Genomic DNA, 11,947 nt, shown 5'->3' on the forward strand with positions numbered 1-11,947 from the left:
TATTTTGGTACTTACTCGTATAAAACTTTGTTAGAAAAAGACTTTAAAATTTACATGTTTTTTTTGAAGCGTAATATTGTAGCTTTATCTATGTGGATTTCTTAATAACTATTAAGGTGAAAAGTTAAGATATATAGGTTTATAGATATGAATTATTACATAAAAACGCACTTGGAAAAGGATGTATGATGGTAATAGAATACAAACATCAAGGGGGAACTTAAAATGAAGTTAAATAAACTAGTGCTTAGTTGTGGAGTAGTTTCAGCATTAACACTTGGTGTGTTAGGGAATAATACTTATGCTGAAGAAGTACACAAAACGAATGATCCAATTCATGTAGTTGAACATGTTTCTGCAGACTTATTATTAACCCAAACAATGGATTATAGTGGCGAGGTTGAAACTTCTTTCGTATATGATGGGAGTACTGACTTAAGCTTCTCTATGAAAAATAATGGTCAAAATAAAATGGGATATAGTGTAAAAGGTCCAAATACAGAGCTAATTGTTGGTGGTTATATAAAACCTGGAGAACAACAAATTAATGTTACAAATGTACGGAATGCTTTATCTCCATTACCGAATGGAACATATAAAATTTACGTTTCAAATGAGGATGGTTCTAAGGGGCAATTCCAAGTTTCAGTAAGATCTATGAATTAAATTTAAAACGCTATGTTTTTAAGTTAATTTAATCTTTGCTTATTGGAAAGAAGCTAAATTGAATTGAGAATTACCGATAAAAATGAAAACGAGCACCTTATCTAATTGTGAGAGGGTGTTCGTTTTTTGCTATTAAACAGAAAATAATTATAAATATATTTTGATATTACGATTGCTAACCTACTAGATTGTATCAACGAGAGAATGTCTACTATAAAAGATATCAAAATAAAGATGATGTAACATTCCGCTAAATTATATGGGGAAATAGAAAAACCACCCTTATATGAGTGGTTTTTAGTAATTATTTTTAGGTTATACATTTAAAATTAGGCTAAGTTATAGAAATAATAAACATTTAATCCCGCATTAACTGGCAGTAAGACCCCCACCTCAAAATTCAGCGGAAGCAAAGAAGTTAGGTGGGGGTCGGGCTGCCAGTAAACGCCCGATTGGTTCAACTAATAATCAGTGGGGGATGAACAAAACCCCCACTGATTAAAGTTTCACTTTATTCTTTGAACGAGAAGTCATCTTTATATTTAAATGGAGGAGTGTAATAGATTAAAAGAGGTGTATAAATTACGCGGATTAACAAGAAAATGAAAAGTCTATTTTTAATAAGGGGAAAGCTTAATAACTGGAGTAAAGGAATTTCTATTTATATATTTAACATACATATTTGTCTTTTAAATTGTAGGCGTGTTTTAGAATTTGTATATAGTAAATTTGTTAAAAAACTTGATAAATAATAAAATATGTAAATTTTTTGACTATTTCATTAAAATTATTTAATATTTGTAATTTATTGTTTTATAATGATAATCGGGTCGGTCGTGAATGTTTTAGATATTGCGATATATACTCGGATTAATTTATTCTAGGGAGGTTACAAAATTGGGTAAGAGAATCATTATAAGAGTTTTTACATTATTATCAGTACTGGCATTATTCCTTAATGTATTTTTACCTAGGGCTAGTGCAGAGGTTATGACGCATGAGAAATATTCAATGGACTGGAGTTATAGTAATAGTCTAGGTAAGTACATTCGCACTGAAATGATTAAAAATTCAAGTGGTCAAATTGCTTATTGCTTAACTCTTGGATTAAAATCACCAAATGGTGAAGATCTTCCTGAAATGGGGAAAACAGATAATATAGTATATAGAGTCTTATTAAATGGTTTCCCGCAAAAAAGTGCTGAACAGCTGGGAGTAGCTAATAAAAATGAAGCACATTATGCAACGCAACTTGCGGTTTGGAATGCATTAGGTCAACTCGATGTAAATGAATTAAAACATGAGAATAAAAATGTTGAAAAAGCAGCTAAGGCTATTATTAGTAATGCTAATAATAGTGAAGAGACTCAAGATGTTTTTATGAATGTGATTCCTGCTGAAAAGCAAAAAGCAGAATTAAAGGGTGAATTCTTCGAAACAAATTTATATTCAGTACAAACAAATGCTAAGAGTGGTTCTTATAAGGTAGTAGCGGAAAATGCACCTAATGGAGTTAGAATTGTTAGTGAAAATGGAGAAGTGAAAGATCAGCTTTCAGTTGGAGAAAAATTTCGTATCCAAATTCCTAAGAATACAAAAACGGGTGAATTTAATTTAAGTGTAGCTGCTAATTTAACTAAAGTTCAAGCAATTGCTTACCGTGGTACGGATACTGTTCAGAACGCTACAGTACTATTAGAAAGAAATGAAGAAAAGCTTAGTAGTGATCTTGCAGTAAAGTGGGAAGCAGCTGGTTCTTTAAAAATTAAAAAGGTTGGAGAAAATGGAGAAGTTTTAGCTGGTGCAGTATTTGAGGTCTTTAATGCAAATAATGAATCAGTTGGAAAAATCACAACTGGTGCTGATGGTATGGCAGAATTAAACAACTTACCAATTGGTACTTACACATTAAAAGAAATTAAAGCACCAACAGGCTATGTTTCAGATGATAAACCACAAAATATTGAAGTTAAGACAGGAGAAACAGGAGCTGTCCAAATAGTAAATAACAAAGTAAAAGGTAACATCGAAATTAAAAAGCTCAGTGATTCAGGAAAGGTTTTACCAAATGTTGAATTCACAGTCTTCACTGAAGATGGAAAAGAAGTGAAACAAGTAGTAACAAAAGAAAATGGAATTGCAAACGTTGAAGGTCTTACGTATGGAAAGTATTATTTCTTAGAGACAAAAACTCCTAATGGATATATTGGAAATAAAACAAAGTATCCTTTTGAAATTAAAGAGCACAATAAAACACTTACTTTTACAGTGGAAAATACCGAAGTGAAAGGTAGTGTGAAATTACTAAAAGTAGATAATGAAGATATTAGCAAAAAATTAGAAGGTGCAGTATTTGAATTGAAAGATGAAAGTGGAAAAGTAGTTGGGGAATATAAGACAGATAAAAATGGCGAGATTAACGTCAAAGATTTAGCGTATGGTAAATATTCATTTGTAGAAAAGGCTTCTCCAAATGGTTATGTTCTTGTTAAAGAACCAATTATGTTCGAAATAAAGGAACACGGGAAGATTATTGAGTTATTGGCAGTTAATCATCTTATCAAAGGTGATCTAGAAATTACAAAGGTAGATGTAGCTGATGGAAATAACAAGCTTCCAAATGCAGAATTTACGATTTATAACGAAGCAGGAAAAGAAGTAGTAAAAGGAAAAACAGACGATAAAGGAATCGCTAAATTTGAAAAATTACCATTTGGAAAATACACATATAAAGAAACTGTTGCACCAAAAGGTTATGTATTAAATGAAGAAACGTTCTCTTTTGAAATTAAAGAGAATGGTCAAATTATTAAACACATCGTCAAAGATGAGAAGATTCCTTCAATTAAAACAACAGCAACTGATAAAAAAGATAGTACAAAAGAAATGCACACGTCCAAGTCTGTAACAATCCAAGATAAAGTGGAATATAAAGACCTACAAGTAGGTAAAGAGTACACTTTAAAAGGTAAATTAATGGATAAAGAGACTAATAAACAATTAGTTGTAGATGGTAAAGAAGTAACTGTTGAAACGAAGTTTACACCAAAAGAAGCAAACGGTTCTATTACACTAGATTTCACTTTTGATGCAACTGGTTTAGAAGAAAAAGAGGTAGTAGTATTCGAAGAGTTATTGAAAGAAGGAAAAATTGTTAAAACACATGCTGATATCAATGATAAAGGTCAAACAGTTAAGTTCGTTAAGCCTTCAGTAAAAACGACAGCAACAAACAAAGCTGATGGTGGAAAAGAGATTCATTCAAAGGATTCTATCACTATTCAAGACAAAGTGGAGTATACTAACTTAGTTGTAGGTAAAGAGTACACTGTAAAAGGTAAACTAATGAACAAAGCTATTAACAAACCATTATTAATTGATGGAAAAGAAGTAACAGCTGAAACGAAGTTTACTGCAAAAGAAAAGAACGGTTTTGTAACATTAGACTTTACTTTTGTTGGTGCTGAACAGCAAGGAAGAGAAGTAGTCGTGTTTGAAGACTTATTACATGAAGGTAAAGTAATTGCAACTCATGCTGACATTAACGATGTAGGTCAAACAGTTCGATTTGTAGAACCTTCTATTAAAACGACAGCTACAAACAAAGCTGATGGTTCTAAAGAGTTAGATGCTTCTAAATCTGTAACAATCCAAGATAAAGTGGAATACAAAGACTTAATCGTGGGTAAAGAGTACGTTGTAAAAGGTAAACTAATGGATAAAGCAACAAACAAGCCATTATTAGTTGATGGTAAAGAAGTAACAGTAGAATCTAAGTTTACTCCAAAAGAGAAAAATGGTTCTATCACACTCGATTTCACATTTAATGCTTCTGCATTACAAGGAAAAGAAGTGGTAGTGTTTGAAGAATTGTATCAAGATAATGTCTTGGTAGCTATACACGTTGACATTGAAGATAAGGGTCAAACAGTTAAATTTAAAGAAGTAAAACCGGAACAACCAAAACCAGAACAGCCGCATCAAGATAAAAATACTCCAACTTCAGAACAACCAAAAGAGCAAGTAAAAGAACAACCACAACCTAAGAAAGAAGTTCAATCTAAAATTGGATGGTTACCGCAAACAGGTACTAATCTTACAAGTTGGATCTCTATGGCTGCAGGCGCATTACTGTTAATTGTTGGTGGAGTTATTTTCTTGAAACGTAAAAATGCATAGAAATTAAAAAATAAGCACATCTGTTTTTATAACAAGATGTGCTTATTTTTATCATTTTAGCCAAGAAGACTCCTATATTTAAGCGTGAATGGCATTTAAAATAGCAACTTTATTTGTAGTAAATAATACATAATTTTGTTTTACTGTTTTAATTAAAATACGTTCTGTTGTCCCATAAGCTGTTCCAATACGTATTACATCTACTTCTTCAACACCAGCATAGGTAGCATCTTCGGTAACCTCAATCACATCACGTAATGGAATTGTAATCTCCGCCAATTGCCATGAAATAATTAACTCTTCATTTGTTTTTTTTACATTAATGCCTAGCATTATACCAAGACCCTTCAATAATAATATGCCACACTTCTAATCTTATTATATAAATTTTTAGATTTTTTATCTATATGTAGGAATAGAATTTATTTATATTTGTGAGCATTTTAATGATGTCAAACAAATAGAAGGATATACAGTCTTTCTGTTAAGAACTATATATAAACAAAAGCAGACCTTAGAAGAATACATGAATCTATGAAAATAGAATTGAAGAATTAAACTGGCTATCAATAGACGTGAGATTGTAAAAGGCAGGGGATATAAATTAAGGTGTTTTTTAATTTTTTTGGTGAAGAGGGAAAGTATCCCTCTTCTTTTTTCATTCCTTGTAAAATTTGAGGATGTCTTAAGGGAGTGAAAAGATGGATTGTGTGGGTGTATTAATAAAGGCTACTTTAGGTGGCTTCTAGAGATGTTTTTTGAGGGAATACAATGTTATAAGTTGTAGTATTCATTGCAGCAATTGACTATATTATAGGAGCATTCACGTTGGGATATAACAGAGAATTATAGAGTAAAGTAGGATTCAAAAGCATTGTTGAAAATGTGGTTGTTATAAGTTATTTTCCTATCAAAATAATTAGTCTTTGATCAAAATTTAAGATTGTTATTTTATTATATATAGTAACTATTTATATTATTTAATAATTACTTGATTTACTATTAAGGTGGTTATCTTACAAAATTGTAAGGTTATTTTAATTGACACTCGTATGTACAAGTAACTATACTGGTTACACGATGTTGGTGAGTATATTTAATAATCTCTATCTATAAGTGTATGTCCGAGGATTATTTTTAGAGTAATAGTTCGATTTTATATTCGCTATCCGCTATATATTAATATAAACGACTTAATCTATTCTTTATTCAAGGTCGTATTATTTAAAGATTAATTATAAATGATATATTTACCAAATTGTAATAACTTGATAGAGGTGTTCATTTTGAAATACAAATTAATTGCTACAGGAATTCTTGCTGGAAGTCTATTATCCTACTCATCTAATACATTTGCAAATACTCATAAGTTCCCAGATGTTCCTGCATGGGCGGACAAATCCGTTAATTATTTAGTTGATAAACAGGTATTGAATGGCTATCCAGACGGAACTTTCGGTTCAAATGACTCATTAGACAGAGCTTCGGCTACAAAAATTATGACAAAAGTTTTAGGTATACAAATTGACTCTAATGCAAAACCATCATTTACAGATTCACAAAACCACTGGGCTACTCCGTATATTGCTGCTGCTGAAAAAGCTGGTATTGTTAAAGGTGAGGGTAATGGAATCTTCAATCCATCCGGAAAAGTAACTCGCGCTGCTATGGCTACGATGCTAGTAAATGCATATAAACTACAAAGCACACAAAATCATAACGAGCAGGTTAAATTTGAAGATTTAAAAGGGCATTGGGGAGAAAAATATGCCAATATTTTAATCGGTTTGAAAATTTCCAATGGTACTGAGAACGGTTGGCAACCAAATAGATTTATAACACGTGCTGAAGCTGCTCAACTTACTGCAAAAACAGATATGATGCAACATCGTCCAAAAAACCCATTAGAAAGTAAAACAATCATTATTGATCCTGGACATGGTGGCGAAGATCCTGGGAAATCCACAAAGGGATTACCTGAAAGTAAGATTGTACTAGACACTTCTTTACGTCTACAACAATTACTTGAAAAGCATACACCATTTACAGTTTTATTAACTCGTCAATCTGATAATAGACCAGGACATGATCAAAAAAGTTCTTTACAGGAACGTGTTAAATTTGCTAGGAAAAATCAGGGTGATATCTTTATAAGCGTACACGCAAATGCTTTTAATGGTAATGCAAAAGGGACAGAAACATATTACTATAAATCTTCTAAATCTGAAAAAACAAATCCTCATGTGGAAGAAAGTCGTGTTTTAGCGGAAAAAATTCAAACACGTTTAGTAGAGGCACTTCAAACACGAGACAGGGGAGTTAAACATGGCGACCTTCATGTTATAAGAGAAAATGACATGCCAGCTGTGTTGACGGAACTGGCGTTTATAGATAATGGTATTGATTACAGTAAATTATCTACGGAAAATGGCAGACAAATTGCAGCAGAAGCCATTTATGAAGGAATTTTAGATTATTATGAATGGAAAGGAAATAATGTATCTGAATATAGGCTGTAATAAGTAATTGAAAATATAGTAATTCTCGAAATGAAGAATTCTATAATTTTTTTGTAGTTTTTTAAACAACAATTTTAAATTTGTATTTAAAATTGTTGTTTAAATCGTTATTTTATGTTTTAATAATGTTGATAATAGTTATCAATAATAGTGAGAGGAAGATTAGTGAAACATGTGTTTTTAGTTAGTGCCATAAAAGTTAATGAATTTCTATATTGTATGGCTATGAATCTATCTCTATTTTTGTGAACTAGAAATAATATATTTATATCTTTTAAATGTTTAAGAAGGAGTGGCTGTCTGTATGAAAAATGCAAAAGAAATAGCTAAATGCGTTGCGGTAGCGTCCGTTATTATGTCTGGATCATTTGGTTTACAAGCAACATCTGCATTTGCAGATTCTAAAGGAACTGTAGAAAATCTTCAAAATGGTGGGAAGGTCTATAATAGTTTTAAAACTACTTATGACATGAAGCAGAATATCAAAAATTCAATAAAGGTTTCTTTTATTGAGGATCCTTACGCAGATAAAAAGATTGCAATTGTTACCACTGATGGTAGTAATATAGATGCTAAATATACAATTAATAGCGGATACTATAACGCAGGTTTAAAATGGCCATCAGCCTATCATACTGAAGCAGAAATAACAAGTGGTGATAGTGCTCAATTCCATAAAGCTGCCCCAGTTAATACAATGACTTCAGCAAAGGTCACTTCTGAGGTAGGGTATACACTTGGTGGAAGTGTTAAAGTAGGAGTAAATGATAAAGGGCCAAATGCCGATGCAAGTATCACAGGTAGCTTTGCTTGGAAAGAAAGTGTATCTTATGATCAAGTAGATTATAAAACGGTATTAGAGACTTACACAGATAAAAAATTAAATTGGAAAGTAGGATTTCAATCATTTAATTTCCCAGAGTGGGGAATTTATAATCGTGATTCATTCAATACTTTCTATGGTAATCAACTATTTATGAAATCACGTAGTTATAATGAAGGAACGAATAATTTTGTTTCAAAAGATACAGTACCAGCTTTAACAGGATATGGTTTTTCTCCAAACGTAGTAGCGGTTATTACTGCTGATAAAACAGAAACTACATCAGATTTAAAAATAACAAATCGTAGAATTTCAGATCAGTACAATATCGAATGGGTAAGTTCAAAATGGTGGGGAACAAATAATAAAGATACATATAATGAATTCTTTACGAACCACTATAAATTAGACTGGAAAAACCATCAAGTTACTCTTGATAACCAAAAAGTCCTTGAAGAACAAATGAATAGTATCAATAGCGTGAATGATAAACTTAACAAAGGAAAAGGAAAATTATTTTTTTCAATGAATGGAAATCAACTCAAAGCTACGTCTAGCAATGCTGGTTATGGTATCAGTTACGAAGATAAAAATTGGGGTATCTTTGTAAATGGTGAAAAGGTCTATACTTTTAATGAAAAATCAACTGTAGGCAATATATCTAATGATATTAACAAATTAAACATTAAAGGACCTTATATCGAGATTAAACAGATTTAGTCAGAAAATGATGGACGATTGATGGATAATTATCTCATCAAGATACGAGTACGCTAGTTTATGTTAAATTTGTATAATGTAACGAAAGGACCAGATCTTATTTATTTTATAGATAAGATCTGGTCCTTATTATTTTTTTGTTTGCACACGAAGTTAAGATAACATTAGATGTTTTTTGTCCAGACTTTCACTCGATTAAAAAAGAGCGTAAAGTATTTGAAAGCTATTGATGCTACGCAAGGGGATATTGTTTAAAGTAATCAGAACTTCATCGGTTGTTAAGTTACCACTTTAAATATATAATTAAATTTCATTAAAAAGATACTCTATTCAAAGTCCTTATTGGGTTTTTGAAGTGAAATATATACTATTTGAGGTGTGTGAAATGGGGAAATCTCGAGAGCAGACGATGGAAAATATCTTAAAGGCTGCTAAGAAAAAATTTGGAGAGCGTGGCTACGAAGGTACGAGCATACAAGAAATTGCAAAAGAAGCGAAAGTGAATGTTGCTATGGCCTCTTACTATTTTAATGGGAAAGAAAACCTATATTATGAGGTGTTTAAGAAATATGGTCTTGCTAATGAGCTACCCAATTTTCTTGAGAAGAATCAATTTGATCCTATCAATGCCCTTAGAGAATATTTAACGGTTTTTACTACACATATAAAAGAGAACCCTGAAATTGGATCATTGGCATATGAGGAGATTATTAAGGAAAGTGCACGATTAGAAAAGATTAAACCGTATTTCATAGGTAATTTTGAACAGTTAAAAGAAATATTACAGGAGGGTGAAAAGCAAGGAGTTTTTCATTTCTTCTCCATAAATCATACGATACATTGGATCACTTCTATTGTTTTATTTCCAAAGTTTAAAAAATTTATTGATTCTTTAGGGCCAAATGAAACGAATGATACAAATCATGAATGGATGCCAGAAGACTTAGTGAACAGGATTGTTACTGCATTAACAGATAAACCTAACGTGTAAATTATTCAGTGTATATGAATTCTATTATTACTATTTAAAGCCTAATTTCTCAATGTATTGTAGAGAAATTAGGCTTTTTTCAACACGTCATTAAAGTATTTATAATTCAATGACTCAATTTGCTGATTATATTTTCAAGTATTCGTTTTGAGCTACATAGATATAGTTTTTGTTGCAACTGTTTGTTGAAATGCTTTATCATGCTCAACAATAACCATTGTGGGATTAAATTGTTGAATAAGCTCTTCGATTTGCATACGGGAATAGATATCTATAAAATTTAGTGGTTCATCCCATATATATATATGAGCTTTTTCACATAAGCTTTTAGCGATAAGCAGTTTTTTCTTTTGTCCACCAGAATAATGAGATATATCTTTCTCAAATTGAATTCGGTCAAAGTCCATCTTACGTAGGATGGATTTAAATAAGGTCTCATCAATCTTGTGCTGTTCAATAAAGTCTGATAGCGATCCCTTTAAATGAGAAGTATCTTGTTGGACATAGGAAATGATGAGTCCTGTACCTAAAATAACTAAGCCTGTATGCTGTATCGGATGTCCTAGAATTAGTTTTAGGATACTACTTTTTCCGCTCCCATTCGTTCCATCAAGTACAATTCGGTCACCTTGTTCAACTATGAAGCTAATCGAATCATTCACAATTTGGTCATCGTACTTAACGGACACATCAACCAAAGTAATCAATTCATTTGATTTAAATTGTAATTGTTCCAATTTTAAGGACTCAGTTTTCTCCACATTTTTTAGTAATTTTGACTTTTCTTCAATAGCTTTTTGTTGTCTTGATTCAAGGTTTTTTGCTCTTTTCATCATCTTGGCTGCTTTATGACCTACAAACCCCTTATCCAACTTAGAGCCTGAATTCCTCGTTCCATTTTTTGAAGCTTCCACATCATGAGACCAACTTGCTGAACGCTTGGAAGACTGTTTTAATCTCCATATGTCTTTTTGTAGACGCTCATTTGTAGCCTCTTCGTGCTCTTGCTGTCTATCAAAATTTAACTTCCAAGAAGAATAGTTACCACTCTGAACTTCAATATTTGCTCTATTTATAGATAGGATATGGTCAACGCACCCATCTAAAAAGATTCTGTCATGTGAAATTAAAATAAATCCTTTTTTCTTCCTTAGATAATCAGAGACTATTTTTCGTGCATCAGTATCTAAGTGATTTGTTGGTTCATCAATTAATAGGAATTGGCCCTCATTTAAAAACAGTGCAGCAAGCAACACCTTTGTTTGTTCCCCATTTGATAATGTTTTAAATGGTCTGTATATGACCTCAGCATCAACATTTAAATAGGATATCTCACGCAGAAATTCCCAATCTTCTGCTTGGGGACAAATTTCTTCAAGGATTTCATGAGTGAATTTGTTCTTATCTGCAACAGAGTAGGGGAAGTAATTGAATTCTACCGAAGCAAGGATTTTCCCACCATACTCATAATTCCCTAACAATAAATTAAAGAATGTCGTTTTACCTCGTCCGTTTCTACCAATAAATCCTAGCTTCCAATCCGTATCTATTTGGAAGTTTACACTTTCAAAAATATTATCAAAGCTACCTGGGTATGAAAAAGTTAAATCTTGGACTTTTATCATTGACATAATAATTCCTCCTTTATATATCGAAACGTTTCATATAAAGTCGGAACATCCATCCATTTTTTAATTGCTCTATATAAGTTTGATGGATATTAACGACTTATATAGAGCATTACATGTGTAACAATAGTGTCTGAAGTACTCATTTTTCTCGCTCCTTTATTTGTTAGGTACATTTAACAATTAATAAGTTCCAACTAACATAAACGGGAATAAAAAAATCCCCCAATTGTAATCGGAAGGATTAGTCTTTCGTCTATACTTAATAAGTACTTATTAATCATTTGAATCATGACAAATAAAGTATGAACTGAATTTTAAAAATGGATAGACTAACCCTATATTTTGTAGTTTGAAGTTATAAAATTCAACTTAAAATATAAATTAGTTAATCATTATTCATCCATCATTCCTTTCATAA

General features: G+C 31.5%; 7 protein-coding genes. 5 read left to right on the forward strand and 2 right to left on the reverse strand.

Going from position 1 to position 11,947, the window contains the following annotated elements; translation table 11 throughout:
• The first annotated feature begins 225 nt into the window (after positions 1–225).
• Both ACO6VI_RS31785 and ACO6VI_RS31790 read left to right on the forward strand, forming a co-directional pair.
• Positions 226–666 carry a hypothetical protein gene (locus ACO6VI_RS31785; RefSeq protein ID WP_161520194.1) on the forward strand — a complete coding sequence of 147 codons (441 nt, stop codon included), beginning with the start codon at positions 226–228 and terminating at the stop codon, positions 664–666.
• 897 nt (positions 667–1,563) lie between these two features.
• Positions 1,564–4,845 carry a VaFE repeat-containing surface-anchored protein gene (locus ACO6VI_RS31790; protein ID WP_161520195.1) on the forward strand — a complete coding sequence of 1,094 codons (3,282 nt, stop codon included), beginning with the start codon at positions 1,564–1,566 and terminating at the stop codon, positions 4,843–4,845.
• A gap of 78 nt (positions 4,846–4,923) precedes the next feature.
• Here ACO6VI_RS31790 and ACO6VI_RS31795 read toward each other — a convergent pair whose 3' ends face one another.
• Entirely contained in the window at positions 4,924–5,178 is a 255-nt protein-coding gene (locus tag ACO6VI_RS31795) for a hypothetical protein (RefSeq protein ID WP_161520196.1), read from the reverse strand.
• 953 nt (positions 5,179–6,131) lie between these two features.
• On the opposite strand from ACO6VI_RS31795, the gene ACO6VI_RS31800 reads away from it, so the two are divergent.
• The 3 genes from ACO6VI_RS31800 to hlyIIR all read left to right on the forward strand — a co-directional run bounded on the left by ACO6VI_RS31800 (position 6,132) and on the right by hlyIIR (position 9,898).
• A complete protein-coding gene (locus tag ACO6VI_RS31800) occupies positions 6,132–7,364 on the forward strand; it encodes an N-acetylmuramoyl-L-alanine amidase (protein ID WP_161520197.1) in 1,233 nt (410 codons plus the stop codon).
• 304 nt (positions 7,365–7,668) lie between these two features.
• Positions 7,669–8,907 carry a hemolysin II HlyII gene (hlyII, locus tag ACO6VI_RS31805; RefSeq protein ID WP_161520198.1) on the forward strand — a complete coding sequence of 413 codons (1,239 nt, stop codon included), beginning with the start codon at positions 7,669–7,671 and terminating at the stop codon, positions 8,905–8,907.
• Between the two features lie 385 nt (positions 8,908–9,292).
• Positions 9,293–9,898, forward strand: coding sequence for a hemolysin II regulator HlyIIR (hlyIIR, locus tag ACO6VI_RS31810; protein WP_016080734.1), 606 nt, complete (start codon positions 9,293–9,295; stop codon positions 9,896–9,898).
• 152 nt (positions 9,899–10,050) lie between these two features.
• Here hlyIIR and ACO6VI_RS31815 read toward each other — a convergent pair whose 3' ends face one another.
• On the reverse strand, positions 10,051–11,529 hold the full coding sequence (locus tag ACO6VI_RS31815; RefSeq protein WP_161520199.1) for an Lsa family ABC-F type ribosomal protection protein: 1,479 nt from the start codon (positions 11,527–11,529) through the stop codon (positions 10,051–10,053).
• Positions 11,530–11,947 lie beyond the last annotated feature (418 nt).

The sequence above is a fragment of the Bacillus sp. PSXD-155 genome, assembly GCF_049310765.1.
In the GTDB taxonomy this organism is placed as follows: Bacteria; Bacillota; Bacilli; order Bacillales; family Bacillaceae_G; genus Bacillus_A; species Bacillus_A cereus.